The 21,878-nt window shown below is 68.1% G+C and carries 20 protein-coding genes and 1 pseudogene; 10 read left to right on the plus strand and 11 right to left on the minus strand.

The annotated features are described in order from the left end of the window. Positions 1 to 27: 27 nt before the first annotated feature. The 9 genes and pseudogenes from D1409_RS13640 to paaA form a co-directional block, all read right to left on the minus strand. Positions 28 to 111, minus strand: a pseudogene (locus D1409_RS13640) (helix-turn-helix domain-containing protein); the annotation flags it as partial. Positions 112 to 177: 66 nt separating this feature from the next. Next, complete coding sequence (locus D1409_RS13645; RefSeq protein ID WP_164471682.1) at positions 178 to 2,556, minus strand: S8 family serine peptidase; 2,379 nt, start codon at positions 2,554 to 2,556, stop codon at positions 178 to 180. A 343-nt stretch (positions 2,557 to 2,899) separates the two neighbouring features. Next, positions 2,900 to 4,585 carry a hypothetical protein gene (locus D1409_RS13650; protein ID WP_164471649.1) on the minus strand — a complete coding sequence of 562 codons (1,686 nt, stop codon included), beginning with the start codon at positions 4,583 to 4,585 and terminating at the stop codon, positions 2,900 to 2,902. 276 nt (positions 4,586 to 4,861) lie between these two features. Next, the gene (locus tag D1409_RS13655; RefSeq protein WP_123537529.1) at positions 4,862 to 5,419 is read right to left on the minus strand and encodes a hypothetical protein; all 558 of its coding nucleotides are present in this window, start codon (positions 5,417 to 5,419) and stop codon (positions 4,862 to 4,864) included. Between the two features lie 32 nt (positions 5,420 to 5,451). Continuing rightward, on the minus strand, positions 5,452 to 5,631 hold the full coding sequence (gene paaE, locus D1409_RS13660; RefSeq protein WP_123537530.1) for a 1,2-phenylacetyl-CoA epoxidase subunit PaaE: 180 nt from the start codon (positions 5,629 to 5,631) through the stop codon (positions 5,452 to 5,454). Further along, positions 5,631 to 6,089, minus strand: a complete 459-nt coding sequence (gene paaD, locus D1409_RS13665) for a 1,2-phenylacetyl-CoA epoxidase subunit PaaD (RefSeq protein ID WP_123537531.1) — start codon at positions 6,087 to 6,089, stop codon at positions 5,631 to 5,633. The genes paaE and paaD overlap by 1 nt, the downstream gene beginning before the upstream one ends. Next, a complete protein-coding gene (paaC, locus tag D1409_RS13670; protein ID WP_123537532.1) occupies positions 6,086 to 6,919 on the minus strand; it encodes a 1,2-phenylacetyl-CoA epoxidase subunit PaaC in 834 nt (277 codons plus the stop codon). The genes paaD and paaC overlap by 4 nt, the downstream gene beginning before the upstream one ends. Beyond that, complete coding sequence (gene paaB / locus D1409_RS13675; protein ID WP_123537533.1) at positions 6,919 to 7,236, minus strand: 1,2-phenylacetyl-CoA epoxidase subunit PaaB; 318 nt, start codon at positions 7,234 to 7,236, stop codon at positions 6,919 to 6,921. Before paaB ends, paaC begins: the two co-directional genes overlap by 1 nt. A 2-nt stretch (positions 7,237 to 7,238) precedes the next feature. Further along, on the minus strand, positions 7,239 to 8,186 hold the full coding sequence (gene paaA, locus D1409_RS13680; protein ID WP_123537534.1) for a 1,2-phenylacetyl-CoA epoxidase subunit PaaA: 948 nt from the start codon (positions 8,184 to 8,186) through the stop codon (positions 7,239 to 7,241). 84 nt (positions 8,187 to 8,270) lie between these two features. Here paaA and D1409_RS13685 point away from each other — a divergent pair, with 84 nt between their 5' ends. From D1409_RS13685 to solA, 7 genes are all read left to right on the plus strand, one after another. Continuing rightward, a complete protein-coding gene (locus D1409_RS13685) occupies positions 8,271 to 8,909 on the plus strand; it encodes a helix-turn-helix domain-containing protein (RefSeq protein WP_123537535.1) in 639 nt (212 codons plus the stop codon). Positions 8,910 to 9,137: 228 nt separating this feature from the next. Then, positions 9,138 to 9,536 (plus strand): hypothetical protein, encoded by a 399-nt coding sequence (locus tag D1409_RS13690; protein ID WP_123537536.1) that lies wholly within the window; start codon positions 9,138 to 9,140, stop codon positions 9,534 to 9,536. Continuing rightward, positions 9,520 to 10,503, plus strand: coding sequence for an ABC transporter ATP-binding protein (locus tag D1409_RS13695; RefSeq protein ID WP_123537537.1), 984 nt, complete (start codon positions 9,520 to 9,522; stop codon positions 10,501 to 10,503). Before D1409_RS13690 ends, D1409_RS13695 begins: the two co-directional genes overlap by 17 nt. After that, entirely contained in the window at positions 10,500 to 11,354 is an 855-nt protein-coding gene (locus D1409_RS13700) for an ABC transporter permease (protein ID WP_123537538.1), read from the plus strand. The genes D1409_RS13695 and D1409_RS13700 overlap by 4 nt, the downstream gene beginning before the upstream one ends. 219 nt (positions 11,355 to 11,573) lie before the next feature. Next, on the plus strand, positions 11,574 to 12,980 hold the full coding sequence (locus D1409_RS13705; protein ID WP_164471683.1) for a thiol-disulfide oxidoreductase DCC family protein: 1,407 nt from the start codon (positions 11,574 to 11,576) through the stop codon (positions 12,978 to 12,980). Between the two features lie 317 nt (positions 12,981 to 13,297). Next, positions 13,298 to 15,286: an AMP-dependent synthetase/ligase gene (locus D1409_RS13710; protein ID WP_206425053.1), complete on the plus strand. Its 1,989-nt coding sequence runs from the start codon at positions 13,298 to 13,300 to the stop codon at positions 15,284 to 15,286. A 63-nt stretch (positions 15,287 to 15,349) separates the two neighbouring features. Next, complete coding sequence (solA, locus tag D1409_RS13715; RefSeq protein WP_123537541.1) at positions 15,350 to 16,516, plus strand: N-methyl-L-tryptophan oxidase; 1,167 nt, start codon at positions 15,350 to 15,352, stop codon at positions 16,514 to 16,516. Here the strand turns inward: solA and D1409_RS13720 are convergent, their stop codons facing one another. Together D1409_RS13720 and D1409_RS13725 are read right to left on the minus strand one after the other, a co-directional pair. Continuing rightward, entirely contained in the window at positions 16,517 to 17,737 is a 1,221-nt protein-coding gene (locus tag D1409_RS13720) for a DUF5305 domain-containing protein (RefSeq protein WP_123537542.1), read from the minus strand. It lies immediately after the preceding gene. A 49-nt stretch (positions 17,738 to 17,786) separates the two neighbouring features. After that, positions 17,787 to 18,641, minus strand: a complete 855-nt coding sequence (locus D1409_RS13725; protein WP_164471684.1) for a hypothetical protein — start codon at positions 18,639 to 18,641, stop codon at positions 17,787 to 17,789. Between the two features lie 275 nt (positions 18,642 to 18,916). Between D1409_RS13725 and D1409_RS13730 the strand changes: the two genes are divergently transcribed. The 3 genes from D1409_RS13730 to D1409_RS13740 all read left to right on the plus strand — a co-directional run bounded on the left by D1409_RS13730 (position 18,917) and on the right by D1409_RS13740 (position 21,863). Further along, a complete protein-coding gene (locus D1409_RS13730) occupies positions 18,917 to 19,426 on the plus strand; it encodes a hypothetical protein (protein ID WP_164471685.1) in 510 nt (169 codons plus the stop codon). A 340-nt stretch (positions 19,427 to 19,766) separates the two neighbouring features. Then, positions 19,767 to 20,828, plus strand: coding sequence for a hypothetical protein (locus tag D1409_RS13735; protein WP_164471686.1), 1,062 nt, complete (start codon positions 19,767 to 19,769; stop codon positions 20,826 to 20,828). Positions 20,829 to 20,978: 150 nt separating this feature from the next. After that, entirely contained in the window at positions 20,979 to 21,863 is an 885-nt protein-coding gene (locus D1409_RS13740; protein WP_123537546.1) for a hypothetical protein, read from the plus strand. Positions 21,864 to 21,878 lie beyond the last annotated feature (15 nt).

Here is a 21,878-nt window from a genome sequence, read left to right on the forward strand (position 1 = left end):
GTCGAAGAACCGTTTCGTCACCCGTTCTTCGGCGCGGTGGAGGTCCTCGCTACACGCCGACGCGGCCATCGCGAGGTCGTCCGCCAGATCCGTCAGTGTAGTCCGACGCGGCGTGTCGTAGTACTCGTTCGGTCGTGGTCGCGCGGTGGGGGGACTGGTGGACGTCCCCCGGGCCCGTCAGCGCCTCCGGGTCCTGTGGAGCACGTTCGTGTTGGGTGCGACGGCGAACACGTCGACCGCGTCACTGCCGCGAGCGACCGTTTCCGGCGTCTCGATGAACGTGCGACCGACCGACTCCCAGTCGCTCCACGACCCCTCGGAGAACTCCGAGCGGACCACTCGACCGCCGGACCCGCTGGCGAAGAGTTCGATCGCGTCGCCGTTGGCCGCCGCCGAGACCCCGCCGCACACGGTCCCGTCGATGGCCGCCCACGTCCCCCACTCGCCGTCGCGTCGCTGCTTGCGGTGGACGGCACCGTCGCCACCGCGTGCGAAGACGTCGAGTTCGTCCGCACCCGTGGACACGGCCGCGGGCGCGGACGTACAGACGCCGCCGAGTCGCTCCCAGTCCTCGCCGCTCCCGTCCTCGAAGCGCTTCCGGTAGAGGTACCGTTCCCCGTCGGCACCGCGGACGGCGAACACGTCGACGCCGGAGTCCCGGGCGACCGCCGCGGGCGCGAACAGACAGGGGCCGCTCCCGACGCTCTCCCAGCCGCTCCGCCGCACCCAGCGATCGCCCCGCTCGTCCAGCGTCAGTCGGTAGAGCTCCCGTTCGGGGCCGACAGCGAAGACGTCGACGCCACCCCCGTCCCGCGCGGCGACGGCCGGTGCGGACAGTCCCGCCAGTTCGTCGCTGACCAGCGTCACCCCGTCCTGCCAGGAGCCGCCCCTGAACTCCTTGACGTAGAGGCCCATATCGTACCCGAACATGAACAGGTCAAGTCGGTCGTCGGCCGTCGAGACGACTCCCGGCGAGTAGAGGAGGTCTCCGGTAACAGCCGTCCACTCGTCGAATCCCGGGGACGACGCGGGGCGGACTTCCTCGTAGGCGTCGGCCGCCTGGACGATCCCGGCGCCGGTGTCGTAGTCCGGTCCGGGCTCGGAGACGTCCTTCGCGGTCGACTGGAGGGCCCGCTTCGCCTCGGCGGCCGTCAGGTCCGGCTTCACCTGTTTCAGCAGCGCGACGACGCCCGCCGCGATCGGTGTCGCGGCCGACGTCCCCGAGTCGATGTCGTTGTACCCCTCGAAGTGGGAGATCGAACAGAAGTCGGGCTTGATGCCGTCCTCGTTCAGCGCCGATGGGCCTTGACTGCTGTAGCCGAGGCGCTTCTCCTCCAGCGACGCGGCCCCGACCGTGATGACCCGTTCGTGACCGTTCACGCCCCAGATACTGTCGCTCCGGCCGACGTTGTCCGTCTCGGGGTCCGGCCGGAGTCGGCACTTCGGATTCGCGCACTCCTCCCCGCAGTTCCCCGCCGCGAACAGGACGATAATGCCAGCGTCGACGGCTTCGAGCACTTTCCGCGTCGCCGGGTGGTCCGGGCTCTCCGCGAGGTCTGGGTCCCAGACGCGCTGATAGATGCCGGCGCTGACGTTCAGCACGTGGGGCGTCCCGGTCTCCGCGTGTTTCCGTATCGCCCAGTCGACGGCGCTGATCAGCGACGACGCGAACCGCCCCGTGAGACGGATGTCGTACAGTTCCACCTCCGGTGCGATCCCCAGTACGTCCGTCGCGGTCATGTTCCCGTGCCAGTTCCAGTCACGCCCGGTCGTCCCCCACGAGTCCGGCGGATACCCGTCGGTCACGTTCGGCACTTTCTCCCCCGGCCAGCCCGGCTGACTCGTGTCACTCGGGTCGGTCCGCCGTCCCTCGGCCGTGATCCCCCCGTCGACGACCCCGACGACGACCCCGTCGCCCCGGACGCCGTCGGCCCAGATATCGTCGACGCCGAGGTACTCCGTGATCGACCCGTCGTCGAGCGACCCGATGGCCTCGCTCGGACAGTGCACGTCGCCGGCGGCCGCCGCCTCCGTGCCGACCTCGACGGATTCGAACGGCTCCTCGGGAGCGGAGACGGACTCTCCTGACCCGGTCTCCGTGGACCGCTCGAACGGCTGGAGGACCGCTCGGTCCTCCCAGACGTTCTCGACCTGACTCCTCACCTCGTCGAGCCGTGAGCGGTCGACTCGGCCGCGGACGAGGACGACCCCCTCCGAGTCGGAGTCGAACCCGAGCCGTTCTTCCTCGGTCGGTTTCACCCACACCGGATCGAACTCGCGGTCGACGTCGTACCCCTCGATGGTGTCCGCCATGGCGTAGATGCTGAACATCGAGGCGTTCTCCTCGACCCGCATCTCGACCAGCACGTCGACGCGCTCGGACTCCTCGTCCACGTCGATACCCATCGACGGGGCGTCCGGGTGACCGTCTTCCTCGTCCGACCCCTCCGGCGTGCCGACGTTCATGTCGAACGAACCCGTCGCGTCCTCCCCCTGCTCGGCGGTCCGGCCGTCCGAACTCGTGTCCGAGTCGGGAGGTGCGTCCGAATCAGTCATCTCGACCACCGTCTGTCGGTAGGCGCGTGTCGATACCCCTGTCACTGGGCCAGTCGGGCGGTTCCCCCGGCGTCCGCCGTTTCGGCCTCTCTGTCGCGTGTCGTTCGTTGGTCATTGTCACTGTGAACGCTCGCCGTGGCGTGTCGTTCGGTCGGTGGTCCCAGATCAAGGGGCTCGTCCGCTCGCTGTCGTCGCTGCGGTGCCGTGGCGCTCGCGGCCGCCGCCGACCGGACGAGATCCGGCGTCGCTGTGGTCGGCGACGCCGACCCCGGCCCCCTTCACCCGCGACTGGTCGGTTCGGGCGAGGACGGTCGAGTCGCCGGGACCGCCCTCACTGGACTGTTCAGTACTGCGATCGGTTCTTCGCCGACTCCTGTCCCGGCTGCTGAGCGGTCATCCCCTGCGAGCCCTGCTGATACTGTTGCTGTGGCGTCGCCTGGTGCTGTTGCTGTGGCGTCGCCTGGTGCTGTTGCTGTGGCGTCGCCTGGTGCTGTTGCTGTGGCGGCTGCTGGTACTGTTGCTGTGGCGCCTGCTGATGGTGTTGCTGTGGAGCCTGTGGCTGTGGCGCCCGTGGGAACTGCGGCCGTGGCAGCTGCGGCCACGGCTGAGGCGGGAACGGCAGGGGCGCCTGGGGGGGCCACGGCCACGGCGGGAACGGCTGGTCAGGCAGCGGCGTCAGCTGCTGGGGCCCGCCGCTAGCGAACCCCTGGGTGGGCTGGCCGGCCGTGCCGAACCACCCTCCGATCGTGTCGATGATCGGTTTGGCCTTTCCGATGGCCTCCCCGACGTCCTCGATGGCGCCGAGAACGTCGTCGAACGATATCCCCGCCGCGTAGGGACTCGTCCCCATCGCGGCGCCTCCGTAGCCGCCGGCCGCGGGCTGGTAGGTCGGCGTTCCCTGTCCGGCCATGCCGAAGCGCGGACCGATGGGTCCGGGTGGCCAACGCGGGATGCTCGGTCCCCTGCCACCGCCGCCCCCGGTGACGATGTCGATCACGTCTGTCACCTTGTCGACGGCGTCCTTCACGTCGTTGAACGTGTCCACGACGTCGTCGAACAGTCCCATGGCGTAGGGGTCCGCTGTCATGGCGCCCTGCCCGGACGCTCCCGGGACGCCTCCCGCCTGGGCGGACTGGCTGGCCATACTGAACCAGCCGACGACCTCGTCGATCACCGGTTTCGCCTTCTCTACGGTGCGTCGCACGTCCTCGATAGCGCCGAGGACCTCTCCGAAGGAGATACCCATGCCGTACTGGCCCGGTGCAGCACCCATCCCCTGGGCGGGTTGGCCGGCCATGCCGAACCAGCCGACGACCTCGTCGATCACCGGCTTCGCCTTCTCTACCGTGCGTCGAACGTCCTCGATCGCGCCGAGGACCTCACCGAAGGAGATTCCCATGCCGTACTGGCCCGGTGCGGTCGCGCCCGTCCCGTACTGTGGCGACGCTGTCGCACCCATCCCCTGCCCGGTCATACCGAACCAGCCAGAGACCGTGTCGATCACCTGTTTGGCCTCCGATACGGTCCGCTGCACGTCGTCTATCGCCCGCATGACCTCACCGAACGAGATGCCCATCGCGTACGGGTTCTGTTGGCCGAACCCGGCGGCGTTCCCGCCGCCGAATCCGGTTCCGAGCCCGGCCCCGTTCCCGAGATTGAAGTTGGGTCCGGCCTGTCCGAACTGGGACTCCAGGTCCAGCAGGTCGTTCTCCTTGAGGTCGTCCAGATACTCCTCGCGGGCGTCGAGATACTCGTTCATCGAGTCCTGTACCGGCCGCGGTGGGTTCGCGTCCCGTATCCGCTGGCAGACCGGATCGTCGGGGTGCTCCGAACAGTAGTCGGCCCACGCCCCCTCTCTCGGTGTCGTGTCTGTCAGGTCGTGCTCCTCGAGTCGGTCGAGATACTCCCCCCGCAGTTCCAGGTACTTCGAGAGTCGTTCCTCACTCACTCCGCCGACCAGTTCGCTCTCCTCCTCTCGGTCGAGTTCACTGTCCTCCTCGCTTATTTCGTCTATGTCTGATTGTGACATCTGTCTCACCCCAGTGTCCGCGTTTCGCACCGTCCGATTCGGTTGTGACTCGTCGCCCGGACGACGGTCGTCGCTCGCTCCCCCCGCTACTACGGTCCCCCGTCCGTCTCGGTCGCATGTCCTTGTGTATTGGTATCACTCCCCACTATCGAGAGTACCACGTTGAGTGAATTAACGATTTTCGTCCCTTGACTGGTGTTCCGTGTCGCTCGAATGTGTTTACTCGTCGGTTCGTACTCAAGACACGTCCAGACGAGAAGAGTCGACGAACGCCGCTCACTCCCAGCACGCCAGCGTGACCCCCGACGACGAGAGGTCCGCGTCGGGGAGTGAGCCGTGCCGGTCGGTCTCTGCCCGACGGAGCGTCGACGTCGAGACGAAGTAGTGGGCGTCGTAGAACGACCCTCTGGTCGTCACGCCCGGCCCGTCCGTCACCGTTCCCTCGGGCGTCCCGACGGTCGTCCGCGTCCAGACGTGGATACGGACCCGGAAGGCGTCGTCGACGGCCGTCACCGTGGTGCCCTGTAACTCGACGGTCACGTCGCGGGCCCGTTCACCGAGTTCGTGGTTGTGGGCGAACACCCGCTCGTAGTCGCGGGCGAATCGCGCGACGGTCTCCGGTTCGAGGGCGGGCCGGTCGTCCGGGAACGGCTTCGGCGTCACGTGTTCGTTCCCGTCGCTGGACAGGAGGAGGTCGGTGTCACACGGTTCGGCCGTCCCCGTCGCGGTCGGTGCGGGCGAGGCGGACGGTGTCTCTGCCGATTGGGTTCCGAGTGCCCCACAGCCGGCGGTGAGCGCCAGCGCGGCGACGAGGACGACGGCGTGAACGCGCATGCGCCCCGTTGGACACAGGGGGTGAAGAGTCTTCAGTCGGACATCGCCTCGAAGGGCTGGTCGCACTCGTTGCAGTAGTGCATCGACCGACAGAGCGACGGCCCCTTCGGATGCTCGCGCTCGGTGTCGGTCGACCCGCAGTACGGGCAGGCGACCGCGCCGGTCTCGTCGCCCCCCGCGTCGACACTCGGGTCGGTACCAAGATGCCCCATCAGATGCTCACCCCGAACTCCCGGAGCGCCTCGCGGCCGTCCTCGGTCACTCGTTCGAGGGTCCACTCGGGCGACCACACCAGTCGCACGTCGGCCGTCTCGACGCCCTCGGCGCTGGCGGCCGCCTGTTCTATCTCGTCGGTGAGCATCGACCGCGCGGGACACCCCGTGTACGTGAGCGTCATCTCGACGGACGCGACGCCGTCCTCGACGCTCACGTCGTAGATCAGCCCGAGGTCGACCACGCTGACGGGCATCTCCGGGTCCTCGACGCCGCGGAGCGCGCCCCAGACCCGCGATTCGACGCCCTCCGCGTCGGCACCTGTAGGCGGCAGATCCCGTCCGGTCTCAGATTCTGTATCGCGATAATCGGTGTATGCACACGGTGTCGGGTCCGAGTCGTCACCGCTCTCGCCCTCCGTCGAAGCCGACTCGTCGCCAGAAAACGCGCCGCTCACGTCCCCTCACCCCGAAGGCGTCGCACGTCGCTCCGACCCAGTTCGCGGTAGGTCTCCGTCAGTTCGTCGTGGAGTCGTGGCCAGTGGTCCGTGTGGTTTCCGTCGCTGCCCACGGAGTCGGGGAGCGACTCCGTCGGGTCGTCGCCCGGGTCGAGCGGGACGGTCAGACCGAGGCTCTCCAGGAACGAGGCCACGGTGTCGAGCCACTGCCGACGCGTGGCGTCGAGGGACTCGCCGCGGAGCCCGCTGGAATCGATCGCGGACGCCGCCGGTCCGGGGACCCACAGCGTCAGCGCGTGAGGGACCAGTCGGTCCGCGGCAGACTGGACGCGCTCCCGACCCGCGTCGTCGTCGCAGAGCCGTTCGAGCCAGTTCTGGGCGTGTTCGAGGTGGTACTCCTCCTCGCTCCGGATCTTCTCGACGGGGTCGACGAGCTCGCGGACGTCCGACCCGGCGACGGCGTCGAGACGGAGGTCCTCGGCCACGTCGTAGAGGTACCCGCGGAGGATCGGGTCGGCCCAGTCGCCCTCCGCGAAGGGTAGCTCGACGAGCGTGCTGTGTCGGAACGCCCCGGGGTCGCGCTCCCAGACGAGGTCCCGTTCGGAGTACCCCAGTTCGCCGAGCGCGTCGAACCACACGCGCGCGTGCCCGAGTTCGTCCTGTGCGATGTTCGAGAGCGCGAGGTCCGATTCGAGCGTGGGCGCGACGACCTGCCACTCCGTGTAGCGCTCGGCGATGACGAACTCGTCGTCGGCGAGCCTGAACAGGAGGGACTCGGCGGCCGCCCGCTCCTCGTCGTCGAGGTCGGCCAGTGCTCGGAGCGGGGCCATCAGTCGTCACCCCGTGACTGTTCCACTTCGGCCTGCTCTTCCTCGGAGTCGGCCACCTCCTGGGCGAAACTCGCGTCGACGTTGTACGCCGTCGCCCAGCGGTAGGCCTTGTCCGTCCGCCCGCCGAAGGCGGTGTCGTCGGCGTCGATCTCGGTGACTTCCTCGCTCGGGACGACCCACAGGCTCTCGGTCGTCATCCGCCGCCCGTGCTGGATCTGGGCGAACAGCGTCGCCATCTCCCGGTCGGGGGCGTGCACGTCGCCGCAGTGTTTGTGATAGTCCCCCCGCTTGGCCTGCCGGAACACCTCCCAGCGCATCGTCAATCCCCTCCCGCCGAGGCCGTCGCGCCGGGTCCCCCGGCATCGGCTTCCGTCAGCGAGTCGCGGACCCACGCGACGGCCTCCCTGGCCGTCGCGCGGCCGTCGATCTGGTCGAGGCCCTCGGGATACTCGTTTTTCGCGATGGCGAAGAACTCGTCCCAGTCGAGGTCCGCCTCGACTACCTCGTAGTACTCCCCGTCCTCGTCAGTCCGAATCCGAGGTTCGTCGGGGATCTCCAGCCCGTACTTGCGCGCTTTCGGGACGTAGGCGTTGAGGAACTGGTTGCGCAGTTCGTCGTTGGTCATGGTCTTCAGGCCCACGTCGGCGGCGAAGTCGTGGTGGGTGCTCCTGTCGTCGGTCGGCCCGAAGAACTGGAGGATGCGCGGCCACCACTCGTCGAAGGCCTCCTGCAGGAGTCGCTGCTCCTTGCGCGATCCGGTGGCGAGTTCTCGCATGATGTCCTCGCCGTGCTTGACGTGGAACCCCTCCTCGAAACAGATCTTGTCCATCGCGTGGGCGTAGGGCGTCCAGCTGGACTGCTTGAGCGTGGCCTGGCGTTTCATCGCCGCGCCGTCGACGAAGAAGGCGATCATCGGCGTCTCCGCCCAGTCGGTCATCTCGTAGTGAAAGCAGTTGAGGAACTTCCCGTCCCCGCGGGCGAGCTCGTCCAGCATCTCCTCCCGCGTCTTGACCCCCAGCGCCTCCGCCGCGCGGTACAGCAACTGGCCGTGACCGATCTCGTCTTGCACCTTCGCGCTGAAGGCGAGTTTCCGGTCGACGCTCGGAGACTGCCGGATGAACGGCTTCTCCAGGTAGGCCCCCATGATCTCGCTGTTCGCGTGGAACTGGAGCATCCGCGTCGCCGCCTCCCGATACTCCTCGGGCATATCGTCGGCCCGCCCGAACTCTCGCGGCCCGGCCCTGGCTTTCACCGTCTCAATATCCATATTAATCGTTACGATTCTGGGGCGGGTACGTATTGACCCGTCTATATCGCGGGTTTATATGCCGCCGACCGGTACGTGACGGGGATGATCGACCAGTGTCTCGTGGTCGAGTTCCGGGTGACGGGGGACGACTGTCCGCTCGCGCGCGCGTCGGGGACCGCCGGGACGACGATAGACGCTCGACCGCCGCAACTGCGGAGAGACGGGAACGTCCTCCTGCAGGCGAGCGCGCCGGCCGACGCGGGCGTGGGGGCGGCGCTCGACGCCGACGAGCGGGTCCGGTACCTGCACGTCGCGTCGACGAACGGGCGCGAGATCTACCGCTGTCTCTCGAAGGCCCCCTGCGTGGTCCACGAACTGACGAACGCGGGGTTTCTCGCCGAGTCGCTGCGCTACCGGGACGGCCAAGGGTTCTACGCGGGGGCCGTCGTCGGCCGCGACGTGTTGCAGGGCGTCCTCGAAGCCGCCGGCGAGACGGTCGGGATCACGGTCGAACGCGCGTCACCGCTCGATTCCGACGGCGAGCGGGCGGTCGCGGCTCGCTGGAATCTCACGCCCGCGCAGGTCGCCGCCGTCGAAGCGGGCCTCGAACTGGGCTACTTCGAGATCCCCCGAAAGGCGACGGCCGCCGAGGTCGCCGACGAACTGGGGATCGGGAAGTCGGCGTTTCTCGAACGGCTCCGACGGGCCGAATCGGCGCTGTTCGGCCAGCTATTCGGCTGAGACGCGGGCGTTCGGACCGTCGCCGGTCCGACCGTCGCTCGCCGATAAACCACATATCGCGATACTCATTCTCTACACGGGTTCGGTGAGAGACGATTCACCGCTCGTTGGAAGGTTCACCACTCGCTGGAAGCGTCCCGCACTCGGACGCGCTTCGGGACACACCCCCGATATCGGTAGTAGTCGTCCCGTCAGATTTATATATTTTAGAAGGGACAAACGTACCACATGACCGCACGATCCGGCGAGCCAGCGGCGTCTCCACCCGACTCGAAGTGGGCGTACGTGATCACGTTCGTCCCGTTTTCGTATCTCCTGGGCGTGCTGGCGGCGGCGTACGTAGTCGGTTCCGCAGTCCTCGGGAGCGGGACGGTCTCGTTCGACGACCCAGTGGTCGTCGCACTGGTCGCCGTCGTCAGTGTCCTCCTGTTCCTGGGGACTATCTCGTTACCGTACGCGCTCTACCGGGACATCTCGTCGTCCGACCCCACCGATCAGTCGAACTGGGGCGTGGACCGGACCACGTACGTGCTCACCGCGGCGTTCGGGTTATTCGTCCCGGGACTGAGTGCCGCAGTCTCGCTCCACTATCTGTACCACCGTCGTACCAATGCCCGGCCCGCGTAACACGGCGACCCGACGGTCTCGGGGGGCCGACCCGGGACACGGAGACGAGACGCCCGCTATCGATCTGGACGGCGTCACGAAACGGTACGGCGACGTCACCGCCCTGGAGCGCGTCTCGCTGACGGTCGCGAGCGGCGAGATTTTCGGCTTCCTCGGTCCCAACGGCGCCGGGAAGACGACGCTGATAAACCTGTTACTGGGGTTCAGCCGACCGACTGCCGGCGAGGTGTGCGTTCTCGGACTCGACGTCGGCGAGCACCCCCAGCGGGTCTGTGCGCGGACGGGGGTCCTCCACGAGCGCGGCGCGGTTTACGACCGGCTGACCGGGAGAGAACACGTCGAGTTCGCGGTCGAATCGGCGGGGTCGGACGAGGATCCGACCGCGCTCCTGTCGCGAGTGGGGCTCGCCGAGGAGGCCAGTCGACGAGCCGGCGAGTACTCGAAGGGGATGGCACAGCGTCTCCTGCTCGGGATGGCCCTCGCCGGGTCGCCGGACCTGCTGATCCTCGACGAGCCCTCGACCGGACTCGACCCGAACGGCGCGCGCGAACTCCGCGAGATCGTGCGAGCGGAGGCCGACCGCGGCGCGACGGTGTTCTTCTCGAGCCACGTTCTCGACCAGGTCGAAGCGGTGTGTGACCGCGTCGGTATCCTCCACCACGGCGAGTTGATCGCCGTCGACTCGATAGACGGCTTGCGCGCGACCGCGGAGTCGAAAACGACGCTGACGGTCGAGGTCGACCGACTCCCCGACGGTGTGGTCGAGGCGGTCGAAGCGGTGCAGGGCGTCGCGGGCGTTACCGTGAACGGGACGACCGCCACGGTGTCGTGCGACGGCACTGCGAAGCGGGACGTGCTGTCCGAGTTCGAGGCCGCGGGGGCGACAGTCGAGACGTTCGAAACCAGCCAGCCCTCGCTGGAGGACCTCTTCGTCGGTTACACGACCGGAACGGGGGACGACCGATGAGCGTGACGCTGGTCGCCCGAAAGGAGTTCCGGGACGCGATCCGGTCGCGCGTCCTGCTCGGGTTGACCATCCTGTTCGTCGCGTTCGTCGGGGGCGGAGTCGTCCTCACGTCGCAGTTCCCCGCCTTCGGCGCGGTGGGGGACTCGACCGTCCCGAGCATCCTCATCGGACTGATATCGCCCGCCGCGCTGTTCGTCCCGGTGATCGCGATCCTGATCGGGTACGGAGCGATCGCCGGCGAACGCGAGAGCGGAAGCATCTACACCCTGCTGGGACTGTCTCATTCCCGGGCCGACGTGGTCGCCGGGAAGATCGCCGGCCGGTCCTGCGTGGTCGCCGTCTCGATCCTCGCGGGGTTCGCCGTCGGGGCCGTCGCGCTCTACGCGGTCTCCGGGACGGTGCGACCGGTTCAGTATCTCGTGTTCACGGCCGCGACGTTCCTCCTCGGCGTCGCGTACGTCAGTATCGCGGTCGCGGTCTCCGCGACGACGGGCTCTACGACGCGTGCCGCGTGGGGCGCGTTCGCGACGTTCGTGTTCCTCAACTTCCTCTGGGAACCGATCGGGTTCCTGCTGTACTTCCTCACGAGCGGATCGACGACGTTCGAGCTGCCGTTCCCCGAGTGGCTCGTCTTCTTCGTTCGACTGTCTCCCGCGTCGGCCTACCAGGTGGTAGCCACGGCAGCGATGCCAGCGGGGCACCCGCTTCTCGACGGATTCCGGGCGATCCTGGGCGCCGGGAGCGACCCGCCCCTCTTCCTGGAATCGTGGGTCGCGGTCGGTATCCTCCTGCTCTGGATCGTTCTCCCGACGGCGGCGGGGTACGCGCAGTTCCGTCGAACCGAACTCTGACGGATCGACTCGGGCACCCGCTGGGAGCCGTTTGCTCCGCGAGACCGGACTCCCCGCGAGACCGGACTCCCCCACGAGACCGGGATCGGCCCGTCTCGACGCGACCCGAGCGGGCGCATCGTTCCAGCCCGTATATCTAGAATAAATAAAGTTTCTAGGAAATTGTTTCTAGCCAACTATTATGTGTAGGCCACCCAACGTGTTAACTGCGGTTAAAGTATGGCTGCAAATGCAAACCAAACGAACGATACGGAGGCAACGAGTTCGAACGGAACCGTCGTGTACGACGGTCAGTGTCAGGTGTGTCGACACCTGGCTTTCAAACTCCAGGACGGGTCGGACGGTGCGATCGACATCCTGCCGCTGGAGAGTCAGGAAGCCGGGCGGATGCTCCGCCAGTTCTACCCGGACGGCCCCGAACACGACTTCTACTACGTCGAGGACGGGTCCTGTTCGAAAGGTGTGCGAGCGATCCCCCGGATCGCTCGCGCGGCCGGCGTCCGCGAGTTCGGCGGACTGGTCAAGGAGTACGCCCTCCTGAAACACCAGAGCGAACAGAGCGGCGACTGTGGCTGTGGCGACGACCACGAGACGGAGTCGGCCACCGCCACGGACTCGGGCGAGAACTCGATCTCCCGCCGGGCGTTCACCGGTGCGATGTCCGCGGCGGCAGCGACGCTCATGACGGGTACCGCGCTGGGCGCCGAACCCACGAGCAGCTACGCACCGCGTAACCTCGAGGTCCGCGTCGCGACCGTGACGCCCGACGGAAACGGCGGGTTCGAGACGGAGGTCCGACGCCGCCAGGACCTGATCCACTCGGCCGACCCGCTCGAGGGCAAGTCCAGCGACACCGACACCGAGACCGCGCTCGAGAAGGTTTCGAGCGACACCACCGAACTCGCGGCCGGGACGGTTGGCTCGAGCGGCGAGCTCAAGGTCGACAAGGTGACCTCCACCATCGACATCAGCGGCGTCGACAGCAGGCTCCAGGAAGCCGCGTCCCTGCAGGGTGACGGCGACGGCTCGCTCATGCAGAAAGCGGTGTACACCGGCAGTGTCGACCACCGACGGTTCGACATGAGCGTCAACGCCGGCCGCGGCCCCGTCGTGACCGAAGCGGGCGAGACGGCTATCCAGACGACCATGGCCGGCGAGATCCACCACGACGTCGCGGTCCCGTCCATCGACTACGTGGTCTTCGACGTCGAGGAAGCCCCGGTGACCGACCACTTCGACGCGTACGTCGCTGGGGTCGAGCGGCTCCGGGAGATCCACGACGACGGCGGCAACGGCGAACTGGCCGGCGTCTACGCCGACATCGAGGCCGGACTCCGCGAGACCCGTGGACAGTTCGCGGAGTCCGTCGCGGAGGACGACCTGGTGGCGGTGTCGAACCACGTCGGCCTCTCCGGGATCCCCGGGTTCCACCAGTACGCGCTCCCGCCCGCGGAGGCACAGTCCGACGTGTCGATGGGCGCCGACTGTGGCGCCGAGTGTAGCTGTAGCATCGACATCTGCTGTGGCTGTGGCATCAGCGCCGGTATCTGCACCACGCCCATCAAGTTCTGTGGGTGCTGTGTGGCACAGTGTGGCTGTGGTGTCGAGTGCTGTACGAACCTCTGACCACTTCGAACTGACACACCGACACGGGGGAGTCAGGCGGTCGCTCCCGAAGAGCGCCGCCTGAACCGATCCACCCCGCCGTCGCGCCACGCGGTCTGACGGCGTGGCCGCGACGGTTCACTCTGTCGGCCAGACCGGCGTGTCTGCGACGGTTCTCCCCGTCGGCCGGACCGGCGCGACCGGCGGCCAGTGCCGGACTGGGGCCGGTTCCCCGGCCTCGCTGACGGCGTCGAACCGTCGATTTCGGCGCCGTAAACCGACAACCCATGGTAACACGTTCGATAACATATATCATGGGCCGGGGCGTACGCACGGGCATGAATTCGCCGGAGCCCACGGGACAGTGGTGGGCCGCGGAACAGTCGTACACCGACGACGTAGTGGAAATGGACACGCTCGTGTCGATGTTCGAGTCGGCAGCGGGGCGCCACGGCGGGGCAGCGGCCCAGCGGTACAAGGGCGGCGTGTACGACCGGTCACTCGCGTCTGTCGCGATTCCCGAGGCACCGCCCGGGGAGTACACCGACGTCACCTACACGGAGATGCGGGACGTCGTCCGGCGACTCGCCGCCGGGTTCCGCGAACTCGGCGTCGAGGCGGGCGACCGGGTCGCGATCTTCGCCGACACGCGGATGGAGTGGGCGCTCGCCGACTTCGCCGCGCTCGCGGCCGGTGCCTGCGTCACCACGGTGTACACGGACTCCTCGCCGAAACAGGTCCGGTTCCTGCTCGACGACCCGAACGCGACGGGCGTCGTCGCCGGCAACGAGTCGCTGCTGGAGCGCGTCCGCGAGGTGGAAGACGACCTCGACCTGTCGTTCTCGGTCGTGATGGACGAGGTGAGCGACGACGGGCCCACGGCGGGCCGCGACGATTCGCTCTCGATGGGCGAACTCTACGAGCGCGGCGACGACGCCTACGACGCCGATGCCTACGAGGGATGGGTCGAAGCGCGCGACCCGGACGACCTGGCGAGCATCATCTACACGTCGGGGACGACGGGCCAGCCCAAGGGCGTCAAGCTCACCCACCGTAACTTCAGGGCGAACGTCAACCAGTGTCGCAAGCGGATGGGGCCGCGTCCCGACAAGGGCGACACGCCGGTCCTCAACGAGCACTCGCGGACGATATCCTTCCTGCCGCTGGCGCACGTCTTCGAGCGCCTGTCGGGCCACTTCCTGATGTTCGCCTCGGGCGCGACCGTCGGCTACGCCGAGAGCCCGGACACGCTCCCGGAGGACCTCCAGTTACTCAGTCCCACCACGGGCGCGAGCGTCCCCCGCGTCTACGAACGCATCTTCGACAACATGCGAGAGCAGGCCAGCGGCTCCGCTGCGAAGGAGCGGATCTTCGAGTGGGCCGTCGACGTCGCTCGCGAGTACGCGCGGACTGACTCGCCCGGGATGGGGCTCCGGGCGAGACACGCGCTCGCCGACCGCCTGGTCTACTCGACGGTCAAAGAGCGGATGGGTGGCGCGGTGGAGTTCCTCGTCAGCGGCGGCGGCAGTCTCAGCCAGGAACTCGCCGAGATGTTCCTCGGGATGGGGATCCCGATCGTGGAGGGGTACGGACTGACCGAGACCGCACCGGTGGTCTCGGTCAACCCGCCCGAAGCGATCCGACCGGGGACGATGGGGCCGCCCGTCACCGACCTCGACGCGCGGGTCGACGAGTCGGCGGTCGGGTCGGACCAGTTCCCCGAGGCCGAGGGGCCCGTCGGCGAACTCGAAGTCGCGGGTCCGAACGTCTCGCCGGGGTACTGGAACCTGCCGGACGAGACGGAGGCGGCCTACAGCGAGGACGGGTACTTCCTGACCGGGGACATCGTCGAGATCACGCCCGAGGGGTACCTCCGCTTCAAGGACCGGTTGAAGCAGTTGCTCGTCCTCTCCACGGGGAAGAACGTCGCGCCGGGGCCGATCGAGGACCGCTTCGCCACGAACGACCGCGTCGACCAGGTGATGGTCGTCGGCGACGGGCGGAAGTTCGTCGGTGCGGTCGTCGTCCCCAACTTCGAGGCGGTCCGCCGGTGGGCCGAGCGAGAGGGGATCGACCTGCCGGCCGACGACGAGGCGGTCTGTCGCGACGAGCGCGTCCAGGAGTGGGTCGGCGAGGCCGTCGAGGACGTGAACGCCGACCTCGAACGGGTCGAGCGGATCAAGGCGTTCGAACTCGTCCCGCGGGAGTGGACGACCGAGAACGACCTGCTGACGCCGTCGATGAAGAAGAAGCGCCGGAACATCCAGTCGGTCCACGACGACGCGATCGAGCGGATCTACGCCGAGCGTCGCGTGGAGGCGGACTGACGGGGGACCGCTCTCTCGGCCGATGGCGCAACCACTTTGCCCGATGCCCGCTCAGAGGGGTACATGACACCGACGGGCGGGCGATACGACGTGATCGTCCTGGGGGTCGGGGGCGTCGGGAGCGCGGCGACGTATCACCTCGCGCGCCGCGGTGCGGACGTCCTCGGCCTCGAACGGTTCGACGTGCCCCACACGAGAGGGTCCTCCCACGGACGGACGCGGCTGTTGCAGCGGTCGCTGGACCTCGACCCCGGCGCGATGGCGTTGGCCGACCGCGCCCACGAGGGGTGGCACGCCCTCGAAGACGCGGCGGGCACCGACCTGGTGGCCGAGACGGGCTCGCTGGCGGTTTCGGTCGGCAGCGACGACCCCGTGGCCGGCGCACGACGGGCCTGCGAGCGCCACGGCCTCGACTACGAGGAACTGTCGGGCGCCGACCTCGCCGAGCGGTTCCCCGGCTACGACTTCCCCGCCGACACCGACGCGCTCTACCAGCCCGACGGGGCCGTCGTCGCCTCGGAACGGGGCATCGTCGCGCACGTCGCCGCCGCGATAGACAACGGTGCGACAGTCCGGGCGCGCGAACGAGTGGTCGACTGGACGGCGCGCGACGACGGCGTCCGCGTCGACACGGACCGCGACACCTACGAGGCGGACCGGCTCGTCGTCACCGCGGGCGCCTGGGCCGCGCGAGCGGTCGATGCCCTCGACGGCGTGCTGGAACCGTGTCGACACGCGACGGCGTGGTTCGGCCCGAACGGCGAGCGGGTGTTGCGCGGTGCGGGCGACGAGGTGAGCGAGCAGTCCGACGACTCCGAGAGCCGCTTGCCGCCGTTCGTCGCCACGGTCGCGGGCGAGAACTACTACGGCGTCCCCGGCATCGACCTCCCGGGGATGAAGTTCGGCCGCGGCGACTTCAGGCCGACGGCGCCCGACGACCTGTCGGAACCGACGCAGGCCGACGAGCGCCCGCTGCGGGAGTTCGCCCGGCAGTACGTCCCCGGCGCCGCCGGATCGACCCTGCGGCTGAACACCGGGCTGGTCACCAACTCGCCGGACGGCCAGTTCGTCCTCGACACGCTCGAAGCCGGTCGCGTCGCCGTCGCCGCTGGCCTCTCGGGCCGGGGCTACAAGTTCGCGCCCGTCCTCGGCGAGATTCTGACCGACCTCGCCCTCGACGGCGAGACCGACTTCGACGTGAGCGAGTACCGGATCGACCGCTTCGAGTGACTACTCGTCGGCCGACGGCACCTCGCCGTCTTCGTCTCCCGGCACCTCTTCGTCCTCGTCTCTCAGCACCTCGCTGTCGCCGTTCTCGGTCGCCCCGCCCCCGACAGGCCCGCTCACGATGGCCCCGTCTCGCCCGTCCGGCCGCGCGACCTGGTCGTCGTTTTCAGGCCGGTACTCGTAGCGAGTCGGACCGTCGAGGACGACGAACGTGCCCGCCTCGGCGTCCTCGATCACGCGCCGGTCGGAGTCGATCGCCACGTCGACGAGATCCGCCAGCGAGTCGACGGTGACGACCCGGTCGTCGCCGACCGGCGGCACTCGCCCCGTCGAGATCCACTCGTCGAAGGAGTCGCGCTCCCGGCCGACGGCGATCGCCGACCGGACGTGGTCCGGGACGTCGAGACGCCCGTCGCGGTCGGCCCAGACGAGCGCCCCGGCCCCGAGGACGCCGACGAGGACCGCCAGCAGTGACCCGTAGGCGCGGACGGGGTCGGTGTCGACGGGCACCGAAACCGCTTCGCTGACCGGCTGATCGCGCTGGCCGGACAGGTCGAGCGCGACGTCGTACGTCCCCGACTCGGGCGTGATCTCGATGCGCTCGGTCCGCTCGTCGGCGAGAGAGTCGTCGCCGAGCGTGGTCGTCGACTCCGTCTCCGCGACGACCAGCACCTCGATCCGCCCGCGGACCGTTCCGAGTTCGTCCCGGACGGCGCGGCCGTACTCGATGCGTTCGGTGACGTTCACTTCGAAGGGGACGCGGTGTTCGTCGCCCGCGGGGAGCGACTCGGCCGTCTCGGAGGCGACTCGCTCGCGTTCCTGCCAGAGCACGCCTCCTTCGGGCGCTCGACTCACCGCCCGGACGACGAGCGTGAGGTCGGTCGACACCCGTGCAGACTCGGCCCCGTCGTGTTCGTACTCGTACGTGCCGTTGAGGACGGGCGTCACCGTGGAGAAGTACGTCGACCGGTTCCGCAGCACCTCGCCGCGGTCGAACGGTCGGACGTCGCGCTGGACGACGGCCGCGTGGTGGAACCCGCTGTCGGTCGACCAGGTCCCGACGGTCCGCTGTTCGGTCGTCGCGTCCGGGCCGGTGTGGGTGTCGGCGGCGACGACGACGCCGCCGACTGCGAGGAGGAGCGACGCCGCTACGAAGAGCGTGAAGTAGGTGGAACAGGCGTGTCGGACTCTGTCGGCGGTAGACGGCTCCTCCTCGGCACTCATCGTCATCCGTATCTCTGTCCCCGGTTGAAAGGTGTGACGGTCAGCGAGGTCACGGCTGGAGCGTCTTGTCCAGTTCGCTCCCGTCGCTGAAATACAACCTGAGATCCACAGTCTCCCCTTTCATCTTCACGTTACCGCCGCCGGAGTCTCTAAACCGGTCGAATTCGAACGTCTTCGTTTGCGATCTGTCGAGAGCGACGGCTTCCGTGAAGTCCCGCCGTGTGTCCGAATTCGGGGCTGTACTGTCGATCGGAATCGGCGAATTCAGCACCGACCCGTTCTGACCGACGACGGAGAAGATACCGCCGCCGGACACCTCGACTGCGTTCGGGTTGCTCGTCTCGTAGATGCCGATGGCGACGAGCGTCACGTCGATACCGCCGGTGTTCTCCAGTTCGAACTCGTACTTCCCGCTGTTGCCGACGGAGGTGACGTTCGCGGTCACGTCGACCTGTCCGGCCTGCGAACGGGTCTCCACGTCGCGGGTGTACACGATGGAACCGGCATCGTTTCCGCTCGAATCGAGGAGCGTCGCGTCGACGGTGACCGGCACCGTCCCGTCCGAGAGCACGTCGACGTCCGCTGAGGTGCCGGCGGCCAGCGAGAACGTCGGGGTCGGCCCCTCGGAGCTCCCGTCGTCGCCCACGTCGAACTCGACGCTCCCGTCCGTCGAGGACAGGGTGACCGACATGTCGTAGCTCGTCCGATTCGTCAACCGGACGGGCGTGTCGACGTCGCCAGTGTTCTCGATGGACAGGAGTGCCGTCGCGTCGGTGGTGGTGCTGACACTCGCCGAGCGACTGGTACTGACGCTGCTCGCGGCCTGCGTGTTCAGGACAGAGAGGGTCGCGCCGCTTGCCAGCAGTCCGAGCGCCGCTCGCCGCGTCACTGTCCTTCGTGGCATGGTTTCCCACCGGGTCGCGAGGAGATCCCCCCGCGACCGACGCTCCCACCGGGCCACCCGACCCAGAGCGTCGTCTCGTTACGGACATCTAGGAATCGCACCGTAAATATTTGCTGTTACCGGTAGAAGAAAGAAATCGCTATACGGCGCGACGTACACGGTCTGAGGGGGCTTTTTCTCGTTGAGAAAAGACACTTCATTACCAGTAAATTTTTACGTCAGAATTACTGTATGGATAGTAACCGCCTAACAGGTGGGTGTGGATTACGATGAAAATGAATCGAAGAAACGTACTAATTGGTATCGGGACCGCCGCGGTGGGTAGCGGCGCCGCGCTGGGGAGCGGGGCGCTCACGCAGGTCGAGGCCAGCCGTAGTCTCAGCATCACGACGCAGGGCGACGGCAGCGCCTTTCTGGAGCTGAACGGCCAGTCGTCGTTCGTCACGACGACGAGCGGTGCGAACGGTGAGGACATCATCCAGATCGACCTCGGGAAACTGAACGATCAGGCCGTGACGACCCTGAGCCCGGCGTTCCAGATCGTGAACAGCTTCGGCGAGGGCGTCGGCGTGACCGTCAACGCGGGAAGCGGTGTCAGCGGTGTCACGCTGTCAGCGAACGGCAGCACCGACGACATCACGACTGTCCCGCAAAACAACGGTGACGTCAACAATCTGGCGGACACCGAGAGCTTCCAGGTCGACGTCGAGGTCGACAGCACCGGAACGGTCTCGGGTGGCGACATCACCATCGTGGCCGACACTGGCGCCTTCGTCGCACCCTGACGGGGCCGTTCCGTAATCGAGTCGCGCGCAGATGGTCGTCGTCGACGCCGGGCTCTAACCGAGGCCGGTGTTCCACCGCTGATCCAGTCGCCAGACCGATGTCTCCCGATGGATGGTTAGGCACCTACTCGCCGCCAGCGCCGTGGTACTCCTAGTCGGTACAGCCGTTGCTACGGGCGCGTTCACAACTGGTGACGAGGCAGTCGACGGTGTCTATCTGAACCCGGCAGATTCGCCGAACGGGGATCGATACGCGACTGTCGACGCAACCGGAGAGCTCACTGTCACCATCGGGGACGTGAACGCGGACGCGGTGACGGTTATCGACTCGGTGTTCGATGTGAGTTCCACACGGGACGACGTCGAGGTCTGGGTCGAGTCTGGCTCGGCCGGGGTCACGTTCTATCGAATGGACACGCGACGATCGATCGACGATCCGTCGGACCCTGTCGAACTCTCCAGCAACGAGACGGTGACCGTGGGCATCCGTATCGACTCGGGCGTCTCGGCGGTGTCGACCGCGAAGCTGACCGTCCACGCGGTACTTCCGACGACGACCACGCCGACTCCGTCCCCCGAACCGACGACTCGATCGGCCGGCAGCGGCGGGAGCGGAGGCGGTGGGACGGGCGGCAGTGGTAGCAGCGGTGGCGGCTCGGCCCCGACGCGGACCACCGCGCCAGCGACAACGGCGCCCACCCCGACCGCCACGCCGTCGCCGACCGAGACCGGCCAGCCGACGACGGTGCCGACGGACGACGGAACGACGGTTCCCGACGACGGGACCGCGACTGGGACGGCGCCGCCAGACGGGAACGAGACGGCGATCCCGGTGGGTACGTCGCCGCCCGCGGCGCAGGAACCCCCGACGACGGGCGCCGGGACGCCGCCGGACGACGGCGACCGCTTCGAACTCGGTGGGATTTCACTCTCGCTGCTCGGCGCGCTGCTGGTCGCACTGCTCGGGCTTCCGCTGGCGCTCTGGGCGACCGGTCTGCTCCGGGGTTCACCCGCGCTGGTCGTCACCGTCGACACGGCTGGCGGCCTGCGCGTCGCGCCGGGCCGCGGCGACGAGGACCACTACGCGACCGGCGAGGACACCGTCACGTTCGCGTTCACGGAGAGCGAGGACTGGGACTCCCGCGGCGACGACGCTCCGGTCAGGTTCGACGGCGTCGTGACACTCTCGAACGCCACGGACGACCCGCTCGTCGTCACGCCCCACGGCGAGGACGACGCCCTCGAAACGGTCCGCGTCCTCGCGGGCGAGACTCCGGTCCCTGCCGACGGACTCCGCCTCGTGGGCGGCGCCGAGCAGAGCCTCACCGTCGAGTTCCCGGCCGGCTTCGACCCCGACGACGACGTGACGCTGTTCTTCGACGCCGAACCGCCGGCGGACTGAGCGACCGACGACGGAGCGAGCGCCGACCGCGTTGGTCGACCCCGCCCCGACGCACCCGGGCTCGCTCCCCAGTCTGGATTCAGTGTTGATAATCGAGCACTAACTGGTATATCTGTGGCAACGAACGTCCACGTAGGTTGGTCCCTGAATATGGCGTTCGATAACGGATCCGAGCAGCGGCGACCGTTCGCGCGGTGGCTGGCGGGCGGGGCCCGTCGTCTCGACCTCGCGGTCATCGCAGCGGTGCCGCTCGTGCTGGTCGCGGTGTTCGCGCTACCGGAACCGGTCCGGCGGTCGCTGGCGTTCGACTACACGCGACCGTCCGTCCTCACCGCGTACGCGGCGCCGTTCGTCCATCTGGAGTGGTCCCATCTGCTGGTGAACGTCCTCGGATACGCGGTGGTCGTCCCCGTCGCGTACGGCCTGAGCGTCGCGAGCGGGACCGTCGAGCGCTTCCGGGCGGCGTTCGTCACGTTCGTCCTCGTCTTCCCGCCGGTGCTGTCGCTCCTGAACCTCGCAGTCGTCAGGCCGACCGTCGGCGTCGGCTTCTCCGGCGTGTTGCTGGCGTTCGTCGGCTACATGCCGCTGGCGCTGGCTGACTACCTGTCGACGGGGTTCGACGTGGGGCCGCGCCACCTGCTCTCTCCGGCGGTCTTCTTCACTGGGCTCACGCTCGTGGCCGTCCTCAGCATGCAGTCGGTGCTGTTCTCGGACCCGACGGTCCTGCTGGGGACGGCGCTGCTCGTCGTCGCGACGCTCCTCTCGGCGGTGCTGTTCCTGGTGGCGGCCCTCGACAGGGCGGGCGCGACTGCGACGACACCCGCCGCGCTCAGGCGGTCAGGATACGTCGAGTTCGGCGTCGCCGCGGGCGTGGTGTTCTTCGGGTTCCCGTTCGTGGCGTTTCCGCCCGACCCCGCCGGGGCCGGCGGGATCCTCAACCTCTACGTCCACCTGCTCGGCTACGCGCTCGGGTTCATGGTGACCTACTCCGCGGTCGCGGTCGACGACAGGGTCCCCGACCTGTCGTCGGTCTGACCGGGGTGAAACGCT

Source organism: Halosimplex salinum (assembly GCF_003730195.1).
GTDB lineage: Archaea > Halobacteriota > Halobacteria > Halobacteriales > Haloarculaceae > Halosimplex > Halosimplex salinum.

What these genes read in the sequence shown, in the direction of transcription:
- D1409_RS13645 (WP_164471682.1), bottom strand. Translation starts at nt 2,556, where the DNA reads ATGACTGATTCGGACGCACCTCCCGACTCGGACACGAGTTCGGACGGC.
- D1409_RS13650 (WP_164471649.1), bottom strand. Translation starts at nt 4,585, where the DNA reads ATGTCACAATCAGACATAGACGAAATAAGCGAGGAGGACAGTGAACTC.
- D1409_RS13655 (WP_123537529.1), bottom strand. Translation starts at nt 5,419, where the DNA reads ATGCGCGTTCACGCCGTCGTCCTCGTCGCCGCGCTGGCGCTCACCGCC.
- paaE (WP_123537530.1), bottom strand. Translation starts at nt 5,631, where the DNA reads ATGGGGCATCTTGGTACCGACCCGAGTGTCGACGCGGGGGGCGACGAG.
- paaC (WP_123537532.1), bottom strand. Translation starts at nt 6,919, where the DNA reads ATGGCCCCGCTCCGAGCACTGGCCGACCTCGACGACGAGGAGCGGGCG.
- paaB (WP_123537533.1), bottom strand. Translation starts at nt 7,236, where the DNA reads ATGCGCTGGGAGGTGTTCCGGCAGGCCAAGCGGGGGGACTATCACAAA.
- paaA (WP_123537534.1), bottom strand. Translation starts at nt 8,186, where the DNA reads ATGGATATTGAGACGGTGAAAGCCAGGGCCGGGCCGCGAGAGTTCGGG.
- D1409_RS13685 (WP_123537535.1), top strand. Translation starts at nt 8,271, where the DNA reads ATGATCGACCAGTGTCTCGTGGTCGAGTTCCGGGTGACGGGGGACGAC.
- D1409_RS13690 (WP_123537536.1), top strand. Translation starts at nt 9,138, where the DNA reads ATGACCGCACGATCCGGCGAGCCAGCGGCGTCTCCACCCGACTCGAAG.
- D1409_RS13695 (WP_123537537.1), top strand. Translation starts at nt 9,520, where the DNA reads ATGCCCGGCCCGCGTAACACGGCGACCCGACGGTCTCGGGGGGCCGAC.
- D1409_RS13700 (WP_123537538.1), top strand. Translation starts at nt 10,500, where the DNA reads ATGAGCGTGACGCTGGTCGCCCGAAAGGAGTTCCGGGACGCGATCCGG.
- D1409_RS13705 (WP_164471683.1), top strand. Translation starts at nt 11,574, where the DNA reads ATGGCTGCAAATGCAAACCAAACGAACGATACGGAGGCAACGAGTTCG.
- D1409_RS13710 (WP_206425053.1), top strand. Translation starts at nt 13,298, where the DNA reads ATGAATTCGCCGGAGCCCACGGGACAGTGGTGGGCCGCGGAACAGTCG.
- solA (WP_123537541.1), top strand. Translation starts at nt 15,350, where the DNA reads ATGACACCGACGGGCGGGCGATACGACGTGATCGTCCTGGGGGTCGGG.
- D1409_RS13720 (WP_123537542.1), bottom strand. Translation starts at nt 17,737, where the DNA reads ATGAGTGCCGAGGAGGAGCCGTCTACCGCCGACAGAGTCCGACACGCC.
- D1409_RS13725 (WP_164471684.1), bottom strand. Translation starts at nt 18,641, where the DNA reads ATGCCACGAAGGACAGTGACGCGGCGAGCGGCGCTCGGACTGCTGGCA.
- D1409_RS13730 (WP_164471685.1), top strand. Translation starts at nt 18,917, where the DNA reads ATGAATCGAAGAAACGTACTAATTGGTATCGGGACCGCCGCGGTGGGT.
- D1409_RS13740 (WP_123537546.1), top strand. Translation starts at nt 20,979, where the DNA reads ATGGCGTTCGATAACGGATCCGAGCAGCGGCGACCGTTCGCGCGGTGG.